The sequence below is a fragment of the Pseudomonas cistanchae genome (assembly GCF_054483635.1).
In genome coordinates this window covers 18823-38077 of the sequence record NZ_JBTLWN010000002.1, presented here as the reverse complement: position 1 = coordinate 38077, position 19255 = coordinate 18823, and the positions used below count along the sequence as shown (strand labels likewise).

The following is a 19255-nucleotide window of genomic DNA, read 5'->3' as shown; positions in this document are numbered from 1 at the left end:
ACTCGCAACGCCTAGCGTGGCGTGGCGTGGCGCACTCAACTCAGGCGCGAGGTCGACTTGCGGATGATCTTGATCGAGTGCTTGAGCGTCGGCTTGCGCGTCACGCTGATAGCCTTGCGGCTGACCGTGTCGATGGTGATATTCCAGAAACCGCTGCTGGGGACGGTGATCTTCGCCGGAAAGGTGTCGAACGCACCACCGTGATAGGTGTGCCGGCCGCCATTCTTGAAGCTGCGGAAGTTCGCATCGCTCATCAGGCGGATATTGCAGGTCTGCGAGCATTCGATGACAACCACGTCGTCTTCGTTGAGGTGCTCGCGCTGGTGTATGAATTTCATAGTGTGTCCCCACACATTTTTCCGGGGCGCGACCATAGCACAGCCACGCCCAGGCAAGCTGAAGGATTGCCAGCTAACCTTAGTTGGTCGGTAGTACCTTAGCGGCGATACCCTCTCTATCAACCATGCCCGGACAAGGATGCCCCATGCACCTGCGCGAACTGCTGCTGTTACCCCTGTTTATCACCGGTTGCAGCTCGCCCAGCTATTTTGAGGCAGTACAACCGTCCAGCCCGCAACGTTCGATGCTCTATCTGTATCGCCCGGAAGCGAGCAATCCCGGCCTAATGCAGCCACTGCGCTACAACTACCCGGAAGTTTTCATCGATGGTCAGAGCATTGGCACGCTGAAATTCAACAGCCACCAGCATGTCGAACTGGCACCGGGCAAACACAGCGTGCGCATAACCGGCCTAACTCCGGGAGCCAAATGGGAGCCGCGTGATATCGAGCAATCGCTCACGCTCAGACCGGCGCAAATCGCATACCTGAAGCTGAATGTGCAGTATCAATTGGATGAAATGATGCTCGGCCAACCCGAGCCCCGCTACAGCATCCACCTGACCCCGATGTGCAACGAAGACGCGGTCTACGAGATTCGCCATACCAAGCCACAATAACCCTTAGGAAAACCGGCATGCGCACAATCAAAAGTCTGGGGCTTCTGGTGTTCAGTTTTGCACTGCTCACCGCCTGCAGCACTCAGGAGCAGAACAAAGCGCTAACCAGCGACGCGCGCTCCGTTCAAGTCACCCAGGAAGGCATCCCCGGTGGCGTGGCAACCCAAGTTGAAGAGATCAACGCCGTCGTCAGCGCCATCAACTACGCCACCAACAGCGTTACCCTGGAAGATGCGCTGAGCAATCAGCACAGCTTCAAAGCCAGTCCTGAAATGATCAACTTCCCGCAATTGAAAGTGGGCGACCGGGTCAATGCTACCGTCGTTCTCGAACAGGTGGTGTATCTGCGAGAGGCCGGGGCAGCCGGCACGGCCAGCCGCACCGGCGTGCTAGTCGCAACGCCTGTCGGCGCCAAACCGGGCATGGTGGTTGCCGACAGCGTCGAGGTCATCGCAGTGGTGAAAGCCATCGATACCACCCTACATACCGCCACGCTCGAGTTCCTCGATGGCACCCGCAGGGTCGTCAAGGTACGTCCGGACGTCCAACTCGAAACCGACTACCTCAATCGCCAGGTAGTGATTCGTCTGAGCTCGGCGCTTGCCATCCGCGTACAAGCACAGTAATTCGCCCGCTCGGCGGGCGTAGAGCCACCGAGCCACCCACTACGCCGCCCCCGCTCACAGTGATAGCATGCGCGCCCCATGCATATTCACGACTTTCACCAACGCCTAGCCGATCTCGGCGCCAAGCCTATGCATATCGGGCGGATCAGCCGTTTCTGGCTTCGCGGCCTGCCCCTCGATACCGGCACACGCAATCAGAAGACCGAGAACTTTCTGCCGCTTGCCGTGCGGCAGGCGCTGCCGCAATTGACGGCAGAGCTCGACGCCCTCGCCCGTCTCAGTTCCGAGCACCCTGCGGCTGACGGCTCGGCGCGCTTGCTGGTACAACTGGCTGACCAGCAGATGGTGGAAAGCGTGCTGCTGCCGCGCGACGGTCTGTGCGTTTCTAGCCAGGTCGGCTGCGCAGTAGGCTGTGTATTCTGCATGACCGGCAAAAGCGGCCTGCTGCGCCAGTTGAGCACCGCGGAAATCGTCGCTCAGGTGGTACTGGCGCGACGCTTCCGGCCGGTAAAGAAAGTGGTATTCATGGGGATGGGTGAACCGGCGCATAACCTGGATAACGTGCTGGACGCGATCAACCTGCTTGGCACTGACGGCGGCATTGGCCAGCGTAATCTGGTGTTTTCCACCGTTGGCGATCCGCGGGTGTTCGAGCGTCTTCCGCACCAGCAGATCAAGCCGGCACTGGCCCTTTCGCTGCACACCACCAATGCCGACCTGCGTCAGCAGTTGCTGCCACGTGCGCCTCGGATCGATCCCGAAGAGCTGGTCGAGCTGGGCGAGCGCTATGCCCGCCTCATCGATTACCCGATCCAGTATCAATGGACGCTGCTCAAGGGCATCAACGACAGTCAGGAAGAAATGGACGCCATCCTGCGGTTGCTCAAAGGCAAGTACGCGCTGTTGAACCTGATCCCCTACAACAGCATGGAAGCCGATGAATACCAGCGGCCTGATGGCGACCGTATCGTGCAGATCGTGCGTTACCTGCACAGCCGCGGCTTGCTGACCAAGGTGCGCAATTCCGCCGGTCAGGATATCGACGGCGGTTGTGGGCAGTTGCGGGCCAGGGCGGCCCACCTGCTCAACAACCGAAAAGCGCCATCGCCGTCCTGACCAGCACAAACACCGCGATCAGGCCTGGCTGACGTACATATTGATTTCAGCGCGAAACACCGGCTTGTCGCCAACATACGCCATCACCGGCACCTTGACGTCACCGAGGCTTGCCCAGTCCACTGCGCTGCCATCGGCAACCGCGCGAACATCGCCATCGGCCTTGGCCAGATATTCCACGCTCATGCCTTTCGGAATCCAGCGACATCCCTTAGGGATAGACGCGTCGGTCATGGTGCCGGCAGCCAGCTCGGCCGCGTTGCACAGAGCGATGGCATGCACGGTGCCGATGTGGTTGAGCACCTCATGGCGCTTGGCGAAAGTGACCTCCGCGTAGCCCGCACGCAACTCGACAAACAGCGGATCGATGCTGGCGAAGTACGGGGCGACCTGACGGATCATGGCGCTGAACTGCTTTGCGCCCACGGATTTGTATAGCTGCAAGGTTTGGCTCATCGGATTTTCCTACTGGCTGGAATGGTTTTGCGCGCCGAGCCAGTATGAAACACCTCAGAAGTATTTTCTAGAATATATTTCTATAAACAGATCAACCCAGGGCCGTGTCGAGGAACATCATCACCGCGAAGCCACCCATCAAGCCGACGGTGGCTGAGGTCTGATGACCATGTCGATGGGTTTCGGGGATGATTTCGTGGGAAACGACGAAGATCATCGCGCCGGCCGCCAGCCCCATGCTCACCGGATAAGCGATCGCATACCCGCTGGAGATGCCCAATCCCACCAGCGCGCCAATTGGCTCCATCAGCCCGCTCGCCACCGCAACAAGCGCGGCGGACAGCGCAGACAAACCGGTGGTGCGCAACGCCAGTGCAACCGCCAGGCCCTCGGGGATATCCTGAATGGCGATCGCGGTCGTCAAGGGAATGCCGACATTCAGGTCGCCCCCCGCAAAGCTGACGCCAATCGCCATGCCTTCGGGCAGGTTGTGCAAGGCGATGGCGAAGACAAACAGCCAGACCCGGTTGAAGCGCTCGTAATCCGGGCCACAGGGCCCGGTGCTTTCGTGCTCGTGCGGGGTGAATTTGTCCAGCCCCAGCATCAGCAACACACCGAGTCCCAGTCCCAGCACCACTGTTGCAGCGGCAAGAAAACTGCTGTTCACGATCGTTTCGGCTGCTGCCAGGCCAGGCAGAATCAGCGAAAAGGAACTCGCGGCGAGCATCATCCCTGCCGCAAAGCCGAGCATGCTGTCCTGGGTGCGTACGCTGATGTTGCCCAGACCAAACGCCAGCAGCGCGCCCAGCGCGGTCGCGGCAAAGCCTGCGCTGCCGCCGTAGAAGGCGTACCGCAGGCGCTCCGACGTCTGCCCTTCAAAGGCATTGATGGCGCTGCCGATCAACAGCGCAAGGATCGCCAGTACGGCAATGCCCAGCCCCGATGCGATGACCGGATTGGCGCGCGCCTGGGCAACCCAGGCGCTGCGAAAAGTCGCGTAGTGGTTCTGTAACGTATCCATAGAGTGTCGCTTCGCAGGTTGGCGGTGGCGCAGACTATCCAATGAGCTGCATGTTGGAACAAGCTATAGGGGCGATCAGGATCCATGGCTTCTCGGCCATGATTACCCTTGCTACCCCCTGTTAGAGACCACCACCATGGCGCAACATTCTGCTGAAATTCTCTGGCAGCGCGGCGAGCAGGATTTTCTCGCCAACCGCTATAGCCGCGCGCACCGCTGGCGCTTCGACGGCGGTGTGGAGATACCCGCCTCCTCTTCGCCCCATGTGGTGCCGCTGCCTTGGTCCGACGCTGAAGCGGTCGACCCGGAGGAAGCCTTTGTCGCGTCCCTGTCGAGCTGTCACATGCTGTGGTTTCTGTCACTGGCGGCGAAACAGGGATTCCAGGTAGATGAGTATGTCGACCATGCCCTTGGCACCATGGCCCGCAACGACGAAGGTCGCCTGGCCATGACGGAGGTGCTGTTACGCCCGCGGGTCCGCTTCGGCGGCACCCGCCGCCCAGATGAGCGACAGCTGCGCGCGCTGCATCACCTGGCGCACGAGGAATGTTTTATCGCCAACTCGGTCAAAACCACCCTGCGCTGCGAGCCGGTGCTGCCGCACGACTGATCGTTGCGCTCAAAAAGGAAACTGCCCATGGAATGGAACAAACTGGTCCCGGAACTGCTGGTGGCGAACTACCCACGCTCCAAGGACTTCTACCAGAACCTGTTTGGCTTTAAGTTGCACTTCGAGCGTGCCGAAGACAATTTCGGTTACTTCGACCTCGATGGCGCTCAAGTCATGCTGCTGCAGGCGGATGCGTCGCAACACCAGGCGCTCAGTCGCGCCGGCAGCGGCCTGCACTTTCAGGTCGAGGTCGCGGCGATCACCGGCGTGCTTGAGCGACTGATGGCGGCCTCGATTGAACTGCAGGCGCCGGTTACCGAGGCCTGGTACCGAGCCGACGACATCGAATACGGCCAGCGCGAGTTCTTCGTTGCCGACCCCGACGGCTACTTGTTCCGCTTCTATGAATACATCGGCGAACGCGCCGTGGCGTGACGCAGCGCCCTGCGGTCAGATCCCGGTGCGCCCAGGGTCCTCTGGTGGTGTGTCCTCTTCGAGATCTTCCAGCTTGAGCTCCAACCCCCAGTCGGCGGCTTCGGCCGGCTTCAGCGGAACCGGTGCTGGCGCCGCCGGAGTCGCCGCTACCGGTGTGGCAGCAGGTGGCGTTTCGCGATAGAGCTTGAGCTTCAGACGCACGTTGTTGGCCGAGTCGGCGTTTTTCACCGCCTCCTCTTCGTCGATGACGCCTTCGTTGACCAGATCGATCAGCGCCTGGTCGAACGTCTGCATCCCCAGGTTTTTCGACTTCTCCATGATCTCCTTGATATCGCCGAAATCGCTGCGCTTGATCAGGTCGCGAATGGTGGGCGTGCCTAGCAAGACTTCCACCGCGGCGCGACGCTTGCCGTCGACGGTTTTCACCAGGCGCTGGGAAACGAACGCCTTGAGGTTGTTGCCCAGGTCATTGAGCAGTTGCGGGCGGCGGTCTTCCGGAAAGAAATTGATGATGCGATCCAGTGCTTGATTGGCGTTGTTGGCGTGCAGCGTCGAGATCGCCAAGTGACCGGTATCGGCGAAGGCCAAGGCGTGCTCCATGGTTTCGCGGTCGCGGATTTCGCCGATCAGGATCACGTCAGGCGCCTGGCGCAGGGTGTTTTTCAGCGCAGCATGGAAGCTGCGGGTATCCACGCCGACCTCACGCTGGTTGATGATCGACTTCTTGTGCCGGTGCACGTACTCGACCGGGTCTTCGATGGTGATGATATGTCCGCCGCTGTTACGGTTGCGGTAATCGATCAGCGCGGCCAGCGAGGTGGACTTCCCCGACCCGGTGCCGCCTACGAAAAGCACCAGGCCGCGCTTTTCCATGACGGTCTTGAGCAGCACCTCAGGCAGCTTCAGGTCCTCGAACTTGGGAATGTCGAGCTTGATGTTGCGCGCCACGATAGACACCTCGTTGCGCTGTTTGAAAATATTGATCCGAAAACGACCGACTCCCGGCAGCGAAATCGCCAGATTCATCTCCAGTTCGCGCTCGAATTCGTCACGCTGAGCACTGTCCATTACCGAGGCGGCAATGTCGGCCACTTCCCCGGCTTTCAAAGGTTCGCCGCTGATGGCCTTGAGCACGCCGTTGAACTTGGCACAAGGCGGCGCGCCGGTAGACAGGTAGAGATCTGAACCGTCCTGGCTGGACAGTATTTTCAGCATTGCGGGAAGGTCCATGGGCAGCCGATCCGTTCAAGTTGGAGTTAATACGTTAGGTCAAGATCGGTATTGCTTCCGCTTACCGATCCAACGAAAAACTGACGCCATTCTGTTGGCGATGCATTCGCGGCACAATAGCGCCTCGATCACAGTGAGGAACCTGTCATGGCAAAGGCGATGGCCCGCCACATTCTGGTCAAGACCGAAGCGCAAGCGGCTGCGTTGAAACAGCGTATCGCTGCAGGCGAAGCCTTCGATGTACTGGCTCGCAAGTATTCGACCTGCCCGTCCGGTAAACGTGGCGGTGATTTAGGGGAAGTGCGCCCAGGACAGATGGTCCGGGCTATAGACCAGGTCATCTTCAATAAGCCGGTACGCGAAGTACACGGCCCGGTGAAGAGCACGTTTGGCTATCATCTGGTGCAAGTCTTCTACCGCGAGTAAGCACCGTGACGCCTGACCAAGTTGCTGCGTTCTGCCTGAGCCTGCCTGGGGCCCGCGAGGACATAAAATGGGGTGGCGTGCGGGTATTTTCCGTGGCCGAGAGCAAAATGTTTGCCCTGTTCCATCTGAGTACCCAGAACGGCCTGGCCTTCAAAGTCGATGCCGATCTGTTTCTCGGTTACTGCGACCGCCCCGGCATCCGCCCGGCGCCCTATCTGGCACGTGCGCGCTGGGTCAGCATGGCGGCGCCCTACCCGCTGGGCGATGACGAGCTGCAAGAGTTGCTGACGCGCTCCCATCAACTGGTAGTTGCCAAACTGCCTAAACGGCTGAAACTCGGCCTGTTGCTCTAAGCAGCATTCAGGATCAACAAGACTCGTTATTTTGTGACTCACACAGTTATTCAAGGCCATGCCGTGTTCTCCTCTGAGCGTTTGAAAGGCATCGATGTATTCGTATGCGTCGCCGAACTCGGCAGCTTTGCCGCGGCGGCCGAACGCCTGAGCCTCACCAGCTCGGCGGTGAGCAAAGGCATTGCGCGCCTGGAAACCCGCCTGGGCATACGCCTTTTCGAACGCACCACGCGCAGGCTGGTGTTGACGGATGCGGGCACGGCCTTCTACCGAACCTGCACGCGAGTGCTCGACGACCTGGAAGAATCGGAGCTGTCACTGCATGCCGAGCTCTTCGAGCCTCGCGGGCGGATTCGTATCGATCTGCCGGCCTCCTACGGCCGTATGCACGTGCTACCGGTGATTCTGCAGCTGGCCAAGCAGCACCCGCTGCTGATGCCGCATATCTCCTTTACCGATAGCTTTGTCGACCCCGCTGATCAGGGCATCGACATTCTGGTGCGCATCGGCGGTTCGGATATTTGGCCGGCTACCCTGGGCCACCGCTACCTGGGCGCCGAGCGCCTGATCTACTGCGCTGCGCCCGAGTACCTGTCCAGGCGGGGTACGCCGGCAAACGAAGTGGAGCTTGAGCAACATGACTGCGTGCTCTACGGCCATAGCGATGGACAAGTCAGCCCCTGGTATCGGGAAGGCCCTGAGCCTGGCGACAAGAAGCGGCGAATCATGCCGGCGCGAATCGCTGTCGGCGATGGCGAAGGAGAAGTACTGGCTGTCCTGGCGGGTTATGGCATCGCGCAACTGCCCACCTGGCTGGTGCAGGGGCATCTGGATAGCGGAGCACTGGTCGAAGTGCTGCCTCAGCTCGCCACCGATGGCCTGCCGATGAACCTGGTCTGGCTGAAGAAACGCGAGGCGCTGCCCAAGGTCAGCGTCCTGCTGGAAGCGCTCGCGGCCTGCCTAGTTCCCGCAGGCCACAGTTTGCCTACGCAAACAGATAAGTGAATTCAGCTCAGCAATAGCCAGAAAAAACGCCAGAAATAGGAATAGAAAGAACCAATACCATGACGCCTTCCTTGCTAAAGAGCGGCGTCATGAGTGCTATCGAATTACCCCGGCCACTGGTTTCCACTGCTGGTAGCTCCACGCTGAGCATCACCATCCTGGCCATCTCGGCCTTTCTGATCGTGACTACAGAATTCCTGATTATCGGCCTGCTGCCGGCCCTGGCCCGAGACCTTGGCATTTCGATTGCCGCAGCCGGTCAGCTGGTCACGCTGTTTGCCTTCACTGTCATGCTCTTTGGCCCACCGCTGACCGCCGCCCTCGCCCACCTGGACAGGAAGAAGCTGTTTATCGCGATCCTGCTGGTGTTCGCCTTCGCCAATGGCCTGGCGGCGCTGTCGTCAAACATCTGGGTACTGGCCATCGCGCGTTTTATCCCGGCGCTGATGCTGCCTGTCTTCTGGGGCACCGCCAGTGAAACGGCAGCCCAGCTGGCCGGCCCGGCAAAGAGCGGCCAGGCGATTGCCCGGGTCTATCTGGGTATCACTGCCGCGCTCCTGCTGGGTATCCCCCTTGGCACACTGGCTGCCAACGGCATCGGCTGGCGGGGAGCGTTCTGGCTGCTGGCGGGCCTGTCACTGGTGATGGCGATTGCCATCGCGCTCTACATGCCCACAATCGCTCGCAGCGCTCGGGTCGACTTCCTCAAGCAAGCGCGCATTTTCAAAGAGCCGCTGTTTCTGGCCAACGTCGCGCTGTCGATCATCATCTTCAGCGCCATGTTCGTTGCCTACACCTACCTGGCCGATATGCTGGAGCGCATCGCCGGCGTGGCCCCCGCGCATGTGGGTTGGTGGATGATGGGCTTCGGCGCCATAGGCCTGGTTGGCAACTGGATTGGCGGCAAAGCAGTGGACCGCTCGCCCCTCAAGGCCACGGCCCTGTTTGTGGTGCTGCTGGCGGCGGGCATGGCTGCCGTCACACCGTTAGCGAGTTCAGGTCTACTCGTCTGTATCGCGCTCGCACTGTGGGGCATTGCCAATACAGCGCTGTATCCGATCTGCCAGGTGCGAGTCATGAACTCGGTGAGCCATTCCCAAGCCCTTGCCGGGACGACCAACGTTTCGGCGGCCAACGCCGGTATAGGTATCGGCGCGATCATCGGCGGTTTGACCATCCAAACCGCCGGCATAGCCAGCGTTGGCTATGTAGCGGCGGCCGTTGCGGGTCTTGCGTTGCTGGTGATGCCGCTGGTGAACCGCCTGGCAGCCCGCAGGTGACGTCGTGACAAGTGCGACCTGCGAGCACTTGACATCATTGGCAAACAGCGGTCCACCAGCAGCGCTTTGCCAATCTCAGGAATATTTGGCCGAAGGCAACTTGACCTCGCGCCGCTCGCGGAAAGCGAACAGAAATACCAGCAGCACCCCCAGCGAGAACACTGCGGGAAACAGCCAGATGCCTTGCCAGTCGTGACCGGCACTCGTTGAAAAGTGGTCGGTAATCCGCCCAGCCACCCAGAAGCCGACCAACATGCCAACCCCGTAGGTGGCCAGCGTAATCAGCCCCTGCGCCGAACTCTTGAAGTGCTCCCCCGCTTTGGCATCGGTGTAGATCTGCCCTGAAACGAAGAAGAAGTCGTAGCAGATGCCGTGCAACGCAATGCCGGTGATCAGCATGAACATGAGGTCGCCACTGTTACCGTAAGCGAACAGCGCGTAGCGCAGCGCCCAGGCCAGCATGCCCAGCAGCAGCGTTTTCTTGATCCCGAAACGCTGGATGAACAATGGCAGCAACAGCATGAACAGCACCTCGGATATCTGCCCGAGGGTCATTTTGCCGGTGGGGTTGGCGACGCCGATCTCGGCGAGAAAGGGGTTGGCGTTCTGGTAATAGAACGCCAGTGGAATGCAGATCAGCACCGAAGAGGCGAAGAAGATCGCGAAGCTGCGGTCCTTCAGCAACTTCAGCGCATCGAGCCCCAGCACCTGGCTAAGCCCGTTTCGCTGACCGCTCCTGGCCAGCGGCGGCGTGCCTGGCAGGCTGAAGCTGTACAGGCCAAGTAGCAAGGACGCAATCGCGCACATCAAAAAGGTGTTGCGCAGCGCACCGGCCGCAATGGCCTTCTGCGAGTCCCAGGCAAACACGAAGCTGATCACCAGACCGGCGATAATCCAGCCCACCGTGCCCCACACCCGGATCCGCGAGAATTCGAGCGCCGGATCGCGCATCTGCCGAAAAGCCACCGAGTTCACCAGTGCCAGGGTCGGCATGTAGAGAATCATGTAAACCAGCACGTAAGGGTAAAAGGTGCTGAAGTCCTCGCTGCGATACAACAGGTACAGCAGCACGGCGCCAGCCAGATGGAGAATGGCGAGGATGCGCTCGGCGTTGAAGTAGCGGTCGGCGATCAGCCCGATGATGAAAGGCGCCAGAATCGCGCCCCAGGATTGCGTAGCGAAGGCCATGCCGATCTGCCCGCCGCTGGCGCCCAATGTGCTGCCGAGAAAGGTGCCGAGGGTGACGAACCATCCGCCCCAGATAAAGAACTGGAGAAACATCATCAGGCTCAGCCGTGCATTCAGAGTGCTCATTATCTTGTCCTTGTTTTAGTGCACATCAGGTCAATGGGAAGCGTCATCCAGACCCAGCAGTTGGCGGTTGCGCGCGTCGCTTGCTGCAATGCCGGCGAAGTCGTCGAAGGCTCGGGTGACGCGGTCGATCAGGTGTTCCTGGATAAAACGCGCGCCCTCTTCGGCGCCTTGCGCGGCATCCTTCAGGCAGCACTCCCACTCCAGCACCGCCCAGCCCCGGTAACCGTATTGGGTGAGCTTGCTGAATATCTGCCTGAAGTCGATCTGCCCGTCACCGAGCGAGCGGAAACGCCCGGGACGGTCGATCCAGCTCTGGTAGCCGCCATACACCCCGGAACGGGCATCCGGGCGGAACTCGGCATCCTTGACGTGAAACATGCCGATGCGCGCGTGGTAGCGATCAATGAAACCGAGGTAATCCATCTGCTGCAGGAGCAGATGGCTGGGGTCGTAAAGAATCTTCGCCCGCGGATGGCCGCCAACGGCGTCGAGGAAGCGTTCGAAGGTGGCGCCGTCGTGCAGGTCCTCGCCAGGATGGATCTCGTAGCAGAGGTCGACGCCTGCGTCATCGAACGCATCGAGAATCGGTCGCCAGCGCCTCGCCAGCTCTTTGAACCCCTCGTCCACCAGCCCGTGCGGGCGCTGCGGCCACGGATACATATAAGGCCAGAGCAGCGCACCGGAAAACGTCGCATGGGCCTGCAGCCCGAGCCGCTGACTGGCACGTGCGGCGAGCTTCAACTGATCAATCGCCCATTCGGTGCGCGCCTTGGGTTTGCCACGCAACTCGACCGGCGCGAAGTCGTCGAACAGCGCGTCGAACGCTGGGTGCACCGCAACGAGCTGGCCTTGCAGGTGCGTCGACAGCTCGCTTATCTCGACGCCGGCCTCGGCGCAGAGCCCCTTGAGCTCGTCGCAGTAGGTCTGGCTTTGCGCCGCCAGACGCAGATCCAGGCACTGGGTATTCAGGGTCGGTAGCTGCAAGCCGCGATAGCCCAGCGAAGCAGCCCATTGGGCGATATTGGTGAGGTTATTGAACGGTGCTTCGGCAGACAGAAACTGCGCAAGGAAGATGCCTGGCCCGCGCATGTTGCCGGTGGATGTTTGCTGCATGGGATTTCTCCTAGCCAATGTCCGCCAATGGCGTCCACTTGCTGTCGCTGTGATGGCTGGCGATCACCGCCTCGATAAATGCCATGCCACGAAGGCCGGCTTCGATACCTGGATAACCGTGGTTGCCTGACCCACGAATCGCCCCAGCGAACTCGCGGTAGAGATTGGCCATTGCCTCTAAATACCCCTCGGGGTGGCCGGCGGGCAGGCGCAGGCGCCGACGGGCCTCGCTACACAACCAGGTTTGACCAGCGCCCGCGCGCAGCACGCGCATCGGTTCGCCAAGCGATCGGTGAATCAGGCTATTGGGTTCTTCCTGACGCCATTCGAGCCCGCCCTTTTCGCCATAGATGCGGATGCTCAATGCGTTCTCCTCGCCTGCGCAAACCTGACTGGCCAACAAGACGCCGGTTGCACCCTCTGCTGTTTCAAACAACATGGCGCCGTCATCGTCCAGCCGCCGACCATCCACATGCGTCCCGAGACTTGCGCAAACGCGTTGAATGCGCTGGCCGCTTACAAACTCGGCGAGGCCGAATGCGTGGGTACCGATGTCTGCCATACAGCCACTCGGCCCGGCCTGCTGCGGCTCGCCACGCCAGCCTGCCTGCTTGTTGCCCTGGGCGGCCTGATCCTCGCTGAGCCAGCCTTGTGAGTATTCGACAAAGATCTTGCGCAATCGCCCCAGCGCGCCGGAACTGACCAGCTCTCTCGCTTGCCAGATCATCGGGTAGCCGAGGTAGGTATGTGCCAGGCCATACAGCCGGTCACTACCTGCCAGCGTCTGCGCTAGACGCCGAACCTCTTCAAGCGATAGCGCGGCCGGCTTTTCCGAAAACACATGAAAACCCGCCTGCAACGCAGCCTCGGCGATCGGCGCGTGGAGATGGTTGGGCGTGACGATGGCAATGAATTCCGCGCGCTCATCCGCCGATAACTTGCGCTCTTCATCCAGCAGGCTTTGCCAGGAGTCGTAACAGCGGTCCGCCGGCAATCCCAGTGCGTCAGAGGTGCGGCGATTGTTTTCCCGGTCGCGGCTGAAGGCGCCGCACACCAGCTCGATCTGTCCGTCCAGACCTGCGGCCTGGCGATGCACCTGACCAATAAACGCACCTTCGCCGCCACCGACCATCGCCATGCGGACTTTACGGGGTGACGCCATAAAAAATGCTCCAATTCTTCGCTGCTAAACCTTGAACATAAGCGTATGTAACCGGTTACATTGAGCGTGAATCTAGCAGAGTGAAATGTGATGTCAACCGAACGGGGCTCGTGCAGGGCGTCATTCTGAATCTTCTGGCAGTGCACGAGCGCGCTCGACAGCCATGCGTGTGGTTGAATCTAGCTGCGGTAAGCTAGCCGCCAATACCGCTGAGCTGACCGAACAGCGTTCTATCTATGCCGGCAGTGAGCTTGACCAAGGTTCGATGACGAGGGGCTATGTCAAACATTCGCAAGGTTGCCGAACTTGCCGGCGTTTCTGTCGCCACGGTGTCGCGCACGCTGAAAACACCGGATGTAGTGTCGCCGGATACTCGCGAACGAGTTCTCGCCGCCGTCGACAAGGCCGGTTACAGGCCGAACCTGATGGCCGTTCAGTTCCGTTCGCGTAAAACCCGCAATCTGGTGGTTCTGGTACCGGCGATCGCCAACGTGTTCTTTGCCCGGGTGATAAGCGGCATTCAGGAAAAAGCCCAGGCATTCGGCTACCGCGTATTGCTGTGCAACACCCTCGGCCGCGAAGAAGTGGAAACGGAATATGCCGAACTCGTTCATGCGCACCAGGCCGACGGCGTGATCCAGTTGCGGGCCTTCAATCCGTTCCAAGAGGCAAGTCTGCATGGCGAAGGCCTGCCACCGATGGTGAACGCTTGCGAAGTGCTCGACGATGCGCCCTGCCCAACCATCAGCCTGGACAACCGTGCCGCCGCCCGCGCCATGACTGAGCATCTTCTCAGCCTGGGCCACCAACGCATCGGCTTGATCAAGGGGCCGCAGGGCAGCCCGCTGACTCGCGAACGGATCGCCGGCTACGAAGACGCGCTGCGCTGCGCCGGCATCGAGCCGGATCCAAGCCTGCTGTGTCGCGGAAATTTCAGCCTGCAGTCGGGCTACGCCGCCGCCACCGCATTACTTGAACACCCGGACCGGCCGACAGCGATCTTCTGTGAGAACGATGAAATGGCCATTGGCGCAATCCAGCGTATCCGCCAGGCCGGGCTGCGCGTTCCTCAGGACATCTCGGTGGCAGGCTTCGATGACATCTCATTCGCCGCCTATTGCGACCCACCGCTGACCACCATCGCCCAACCCGCCGAGGACTTTGGCCGGCATGCCGTAGAGATGCTGGTGGCCGTGTCGGAAAACCTGCCCCTCCCCTCGCGGCACCTGGTCCTGCCCTTTGAATTGGTGATACGCGCTAGCACTGCAGCTGTGGTCCGTTAGTCCGGGGTAAGTTCAAGGTGATAACCGGTAGTAGGCGCGATAGCCGCCAGCCCAATTTTTACGAGTCTCTAAGTGACTCCATGTCGGGGATAACAATCGCAGCGACAATAACACTCAAAGCCTGAGGTTCTCGGGCTGCCTGGTGGCGTTGGCGAACAGCAACTCAATAACAAGATTAATAACTACCACAAACAAACAGCCCGCCATTAAGGCGGGCTGTTTGTTAGCGCGTTGTACTACTGCCAGTTTGCTGCGATGACCGCGTTGAGTTGGTCACGCTGCACCTGACTCAGGTTGATTTCCCCGCCTGCTGGCGCGCCGAAGGCGGCCATAGCACTGACGAGGTTGTCGACCTGGTTGGCGTACAAAGTCGAACCGCCTGCCTGGACGGCATCCAGACGCTGGGCCGAGTTTGCATACCAATCCTGCACGGTAACGCTGTCTTCCGAGCCCCGGACGTCAATCACCAGGCTGTCGCCTTGGCGCGACAACCAGAGGTTGTCACGAGTGATACCTTCGATGCTCAGGATGTCGTTGTCAGCCGGAGTATTGGACAAGTTGTTGATGCTGTCCTGACCATCACCCGCAGCGAAGTAGTAGGTATCACTGCCGTCGCCACCGAGCAGGTAGTCATTACCCTTGCCGCCGCGCAGCTTGTCGTTACCGGCGCCACCGTCAATCAGATCAGCATCGGACGAACCCATGATGCTCTGATCGCCCGCCTGCCCCGCCAGGATGGTGCCGAAGGCACGTTCATCCGGCACTCCCTGGTAGTTCGGCGAGCCCGCGGTATCAGGGTTAGTCAGGCCGAACGCGCCAAACAGCTGAGCTGCAGTTAGTTGGCCGCCTGAGGCAAAGCTGATCACATCAACAACATGGTCACCGCCCAAGAACCAGTTCTTCAGGGTGACCTGATCGCTGCCACCGCTGACCTTAAGCACCAGATCGTTGCCGCTTTTCATCAGCCCACTGGAGACTTGGTTGAAGGCAATGCCGTCGAAGCGCAAGGTGTCGAAACCGCCACCGATGTTATCGATAACGTCCTGGCCACCACCCGCAGCGAACACATAGGTGTCGTCGCCACGGCCACCGAACAGGGTGTCGTTCCCGGCACCACCGTTGAGCGTATCGTTGCCGTTGTCACCCTCAAGGCGATCATTACCGGCAGCACCAGAAAGCTGATCATTGCCATTGAAGCCCTGCAGCAAGTCACGCTGAGCAGTGCCATTCAGTGCAGCATCGTTGCCACTGGTGCCCTGCACAACACTGTCAAACGCTGCAGCAGGTGCTGTCGGTACAGGCAGCCCAAATGCCCCAAAGATCTGCGATGCAGTCAACTGTCCGCCCGTTTCGAAGCTGATGGTTTCAACCAGGTTGTCGCCACCCAGGAAGAAGTCTTTCAGGGTCACTTGGTTGGCAGTGCTGCCATTCACTTTGAGGACGAGGTCGTTACCCGACTTGCCCAAGCCAGAAGCCACCTGGTTAAAGGTAATGCCATTCGCGAAGCGCAGAGTGTCGACGCCACCTAGTTCTTCAAGCACATCCTGGCCGGCTGTGTAGACATAGGTGTCGTCACCAACGCCACCCAGCAACCGGTCATTACCTGCGCCGCCGTTGAGGGTGTCCTTACCGGCACCACCAATCAGCACCTCATTGGCTGCAGTTCCGGTGAGAACATCATCACCGCCAACACCTGCAACTGGAGGCTGGTCTCCACCGCCTGGATTGGTACCGCCATCACCCGGCTCTTCCCCATCACCGGGATTGCCACCATCGCCCGGCTCACCAGTGCCGCCATCAGGCAGCGCAGTCAACAGGCCGACAATCTGAGCAGTCGTGATGTAGCTACCACCATCAGGCTGAACATAATCAATGGCGAAATCACCACCCAAGAAGTGATCAGTTACTTTTACCTGCTGCTCAAGATCACCATCCACCAGAATCAGCAGATCGTCGCCCTCGCGATGGAAGCTCAAGCGAGTGCGGGCGATACCGATAAAGAAGGCGCCGTCGAAACCGCCGCCGGAGTTGTCGATTACATCGACACCGCCGTTGGCACGGTAGTAGTACTTATCATCACCTGCGCCGCCGGTTAGTTGGTCATCGCCATCCTCACCGTCGAGCACGTCGTTGCCAATGCCGCCGATCAGGATGTCATCACCCGAACCGCTCTGCGAGCCGTTGCCGCCGGACAGGTAATCATTGCCGTCACCGCCTTCAATTTGGTCGTTACCGCCCATACCAAACAGGGTGTCGTTACCCGCGAGACCACGTACCAAATCGCGCTCCTGACCGCCGGCCAATTGCTCGCCTGCCGCAGTGCCTTCTACGAGAGTATCGAAGCCGCCAGGCACGTTGCCGGCTGCAACGATCTGGGCGATACGTGTGGCGTTAATCAGGAAACCGCCATCGGGCTGAACATAGCTGATGGCCTTGTCGCCGCCCAGGAAGTGACCCTGCACACGCACAGATTGCTCTGCATCGCCGTCCACCAGAATCAACAAGTCATCACCATCGCGGGTAAACGTCAGACGCTCCTCATCGATACCACCGCTGAAGAACACGCCATCATTGCCGCCACCGGTATTGTCGATAGTGTCGACACCATCGCCCAACTTGTAGACGTACTTGTCGTCGCCAGTGCCGCCGAAAAGCTGGTCACTGCCAACACCGCCCATCAACTGGTCGTTTCCAGCACCACCATAGACAGTGTCGTCACCAGCCTCACCGTCCAGATAGTCGTTACCACCCTCACCATGGATCACGTCATCACCGGCGCGGCCCCAGGCTTTGTCATCACCCGCGCCAAGACGCATGCTGTCGTTGAGGTCGCGGTAACCGATAAAGCTGTCCGCAACCTCGGTACCGTGCCAGATCACTTGCCCTTCTACTTCGGCCTGGCTCAATTCGCTGCCATCGGCAAACACGAAATGCTCAAGCTTGAAGTGATCGTTGGGCTCCTTGAACCAGTTCTGCACAGTGATCGAGTCAGTGCCGTTGGCATGCTCAATAATCATGTCCAGGCCACGACGGTGGAAGCTCAAATCGCTGGCGGCAATACCTTCACCGAAGCTCAGGGTATCGGCAGTCGGCTCAACGTTGCTAAAAGCTTCGTTTGCACGACGTTCGATCAGCAGGTCGTTACCATCGCCCAAGTTGAAGACATAGGTGTCTTCACCGAACGAGCCGTAGATGGTGTCGTTACCAGTACCGCCCTCGATAGTATTAGTGCCCTGATTCCACGCATTGCTGTATGCCTCAATCAGATCGTCGCCAGCGCCGCCCTGCAGGGTGTCGAAGCCTTGGCCTTTTAGGGTGTCGTTGCCTGCGCCACCAATCAGGGTACCCGAACCTTCCAGCACGTCGCTGCCGTCGCCACCGTCCAGAAGACCGTATCCGCTGAGCGTGTCATCACCACCTTCGCCAAACAGTCGGTTATCGCCGGAGAAGTCATTCAGCGTGTCGTTGTCCTCGCCACCGCGAAGTTCGTCATCGCCATACTCACCGTCGAGAACGTCGATACCCGATCCGCCAAACATGAGATCGTTGCCATCCCCGCCAAGGATCTGATCGTCGCCAGCCCCGCCGTCGATTTCATCATCCCCATCAAGTCCGTGAATTTTATCATTGCCGCCCAAGGCCTCAATAAAGTCGGCGTCCGGGTGGGCGTTGAGCACGTCATCGCCATCAGTTCCAGCCAGGGTGGCCAGAGCAATGCCGTCTGTATCCAGAGTCGTCCCGTCGGCGAAGCGGACCTGCTCCAGCGCTGCAGCGGTAGCAGCCTTGGAAGTCGAGGAAAAATGATTCAGGACTCGAATGGTTTGGCCATCGGCCTGGTTCTTCACCAGTAGATCATTGCCTTCGCGGCGCAAAATGACTTGGTTGGGCTTCAGATCGGCGAGCACCAATGTATCGAAGCCGGCCAGTTCGTCGATCACATCATGGCCATCCCCTGCTCGGTAGACATAGGTATCGTTGCCACCCTGGCCCTTGAGCAGGTCGTCGCCCTTGCCACCGACCAACTGGTCGCCGCTCCCATAACCCAACACCGTGTCGTCGCCAACCGTGCCTTGCAGGACCAAGTTGAGCAAGTCTTGCTTATTCCACAGCGTGCCATCAGCGAATTCAACGCGATCGATCGAGGCCGGCGAATCGCCGTCATTATCGAAGAAGCCTCTGATGGTGAGCATGTCAGTGGCGCTATACGCCAGTACGAGGTCCTGGCCAGTTCGGCTTGCCGTTAGTGTGGCAGGCTGAATACTGGCACCGAACTTCAGGCTATCCACCGAAGCTGATCCTGCGTCCTGGTTGACGATCACATCTTGCCCGTCACCCTGTTGGAAGACATAAGTATCGCTGCCGCCCAGTCCTTGCAGGTGGTCATTGCCTTTCCCGCCTTGGATAAGATCGTTACTCTCATAACCGATCAACTCTTCGGAAGCATCGGTACCGATCAGGGCTAGGGCCTTAAGTGCCTCCGAATCCAAGAATGTGCCATCGGCGAACTCAACCCTGGAAAGGTTCGCTGCTCCGTTGGCGAAGAAACCCGTCATCGTCACCGAATCAGAGCCTCCTGAAAGGCTCAGGACCAGATCATTGGCTACTCGTCGGACCTTGACTTGATCTACTGAGACGCTCTCCAGGAAGCGCAGTATATTCGACTCTCCAGCGATATCGATGATGCGATCTGCACCGTCCCCCACACCGAACAAGTAGGTGTCGTTGCCCAATCCGCCGTTTAGTTCGTCACTTCCCTGCCCACCATTTAGTGTATCGGCGCCTGCACCGCCGAGCACACGGTCATCTCCTCCGCGGGCATTGATGATGTCTCCAGAAGACTCATAACCAATCAGCACTTCGGATTCGG

18 protein-coding genes are annotated in these 19255 nt (G+C 59.7%); 10 read left to right on the top strand and 8 right to left on the bottom strand.

The features are described from left to right. Positions 1-35: 35 nt before the first annotated feature. Positions 36-338 carry a DUF1883 domain-containing protein gene (locus ACX0MV_RS07105; RefSeq protein ID WP_411185349.1) on the bottom strand — a complete coding sequence of 101 codons (303 nt, stop codon included), beginning with the start codon at positions 336-338 and terminating at the stop codon, positions 36-38. 146 nt (positions 339-484) lie between these two features. Between ACX0MV_RS07105 and ACX0MV_RS07100 the strand changes: the two genes are divergently transcribed. The 3 genes from ACX0MV_RS07100 to ACX0MV_RS07090 all read left to right on the top strand — a co-directional run bounded on the left by ACX0MV_RS07100 (position 485) and on the right by ACX0MV_RS07090 (position 2700). Continuing rightward, a complete protein-coding gene (locus tag ACX0MV_RS07100) occupies positions 485-958 on the top strand; it encodes a hypothetical protein (RefSeq protein ID WP_458981807.1) in 474 nt (157 codons plus the stop codon). 17 nt (positions 959-975) lie between these two features. Then, positions 976-1584, top strand: a complete 609-nt coding sequence (locus ACX0MV_RS07095; RefSeq protein WP_458981806.1) for a hypothetical protein — start codon at positions 976-978, stop codon at positions 1582-1584. Between the two features lie 78 nt (positions 1585-1662). After that, complete coding sequence (locus tag ACX0MV_RS07090) at positions 1663-2700, top strand: RNA methyltransferase (protein ID WP_458981805.1); 1038 nt, start codon at positions 1663-1665, stop codon at positions 2698-2700. A gap of 18 nt (positions 2701-2718) precedes the next feature. On the opposite strand, the gene ACX0MV_RS07085 is transcribed toward ACX0MV_RS07090, so the two are convergent. Both ACX0MV_RS07085 and ACX0MV_RS07080 read right to left on the bottom strand, forming a co-directional pair. Further along, on the bottom strand, positions 2719-3156 hold the full coding sequence (locus tag ACX0MV_RS07085; protein ID WP_458981804.1) for a hotdog fold domain-containing protein: 438 nt from the start codon (positions 3154-3156) through the stop codon (positions 2719-2721). A gap of 91 nt (positions 3157-3247) precedes the next feature. Further along, a complete protein-coding gene (locus tag ACX0MV_RS07080) occupies positions 3248-4177 on the bottom strand; it encodes a ZIP family metal transporter (RefSeq protein ID WP_458981803.1) in 930 nt (309 codons plus the stop codon). 136 nt (positions 4178-4313) lie between these two features. On the opposite strand from ACX0MV_RS07080, the gene ACX0MV_RS07075 reads away from it, so the two are divergent. Next, positions 4314-4787: an OsmC family protein gene (locus tag ACX0MV_RS07075; RefSeq protein ID WP_458981802.1), complete on the top strand. Its 474-nt coding sequence runs from the start codon at positions 4314-4316 to the stop codon at positions 4785-4787. A 27-nt stretch (positions 4788-4814) separates the two neighbouring features. Then, a complete protein-coding gene (locus tag ACX0MV_RS07070; RefSeq protein WP_458981801.1) occupies positions 4815-5222 on the top strand; it encodes a bleomycin resistance protein in 408 nt (135 codons plus the stop codon). 15 nt (positions 5223-5237) lie between these two features. Here ACX0MV_RS07070 and ACX0MV_RS07065 read toward each other — a convergent pair whose 3' ends face one another. Beyond that, the gene (locus ACX0MV_RS07065; RefSeq protein ID WP_458981800.1) at positions 5238-6452 is read right to left on the bottom strand and encodes a PilT/PilU family type 4a pilus ATPase; all 1215 of its coding nucleotides are present in this window, start codon (positions 6450-6452) and stop codon (positions 5238-5240) included. 147 nt (positions 6453-6599) lie between these two features. On the opposite strand from ACX0MV_RS07065, the gene ACX0MV_RS07060 reads away from it, so the two are divergent. From ACX0MV_RS07060 to ACX0MV_RS07045, 4 genes are all read left to right on the top strand, one after another. After that, positions 6600-6878 carry a peptidylprolyl isomerase gene (locus tag ACX0MV_RS07060; protein WP_458981799.1) on the top strand — a complete coding sequence of 93 codons (279 nt, stop codon included), beginning with the start codon at positions 6600-6602 and terminating at the stop codon, positions 6876-6878. Positions 6879-6883: 5 nt separating this feature from the next. Further along, positions 6884-7231, top strand: coding sequence for an MmcQ/YjbR family DNA-binding protein (locus ACX0MV_RS07055; protein WP_458981798.1), 348 nt, complete (start codon positions 6884-6886; stop codon positions 7229-7231). 63 nt (positions 7232-7294) lie between these two features. Then, positions 7295-8236 (top strand): LysR family transcriptional regulator, encoded by a 942-nt coding sequence (locus ACX0MV_RS07050; RefSeq protein ID WP_458982331.1) that lies wholly within the window; start codon positions 7295-7297, stop codon positions 8234-8236. 89 nt (positions 8237-8325) lie between these two features. Further along, positions 8326-9516 carry an MFS transporter gene (locus tag ACX0MV_RS07045; protein WP_458981797.1) on the top strand — a complete coding sequence of 397 codons (1191 nt, stop codon included), beginning with the start codon at positions 8326-8328 and terminating at the stop codon, positions 9514-9516. A 75-nt stretch (positions 9517-9591) separates the two neighbouring features. On the opposite strand, the gene ACX0MV_RS07040 is transcribed toward ACX0MV_RS07045, so the two are convergent. The 3 genes from ACX0MV_RS07040 to ACX0MV_RS07030 are packed head-to-tail and all read right to left on the bottom strand — an operon-like array spanning position 9592 to position 13081. Then, the gene (locus tag ACX0MV_RS07040; RefSeq protein ID WP_458981796.1) at positions 9592-10830 is read right to left on the bottom strand and encodes a nucleoside permease; all 1239 of its coding nucleotides are present in this window, start codon (positions 10828-10830) and stop codon (positions 9592-9594) included. 30 nt (positions 10831-10860) lie between these two features. Next, a complete protein-coding gene (locus ACX0MV_RS07035; protein ID WP_458982330.1) occupies positions 10861-11919 on the bottom strand; it encodes a sugar phosphate isomerase/epimerase family protein in 1059 nt (352 codons plus the stop codon). Positions 11920-11953: 34 nt separating this feature from the next. Beyond that, positions 11954-13081 carry a Gfo/Idh/MocA family protein gene (locus ACX0MV_RS07030; RefSeq protein ID WP_458982329.1) on the bottom strand — a complete coding sequence of 376 codons (1128 nt, stop codon included), beginning with the start codon at positions 13079-13081 and terminating at the stop codon, positions 11954-11956. A gap of 302 nt (positions 13082-13383) precedes the next feature. On the opposite strand from ACX0MV_RS07030, the gene ACX0MV_RS07025 reads away from it, so the two are divergent. Next, positions 13384-14388 (top strand): LacI family DNA-binding transcriptional regulator, encoded by a 1005-nt coding sequence (locus ACX0MV_RS07025; RefSeq protein WP_458981795.1) that lies wholly within the window; start codon positions 13384-13386, stop codon positions 14386-14388. Between the two features lie 236 nt (positions 14389-14624). Here the strand turns inward: ACX0MV_RS07025 and ACX0MV_RS07020 are convergent, their stop codons facing one another. Continuing rightward, on the bottom strand, positions 14625-19244 hold the full coding sequence (locus ACX0MV_RS07020) for a calcium-binding protein (RefSeq protein ID WP_458981794.1): 4620 nt from the start codon (positions 19242-19244) through the stop codon (positions 14625-14627). Positions 19245-19255 lie beyond the last annotated feature (11 nt).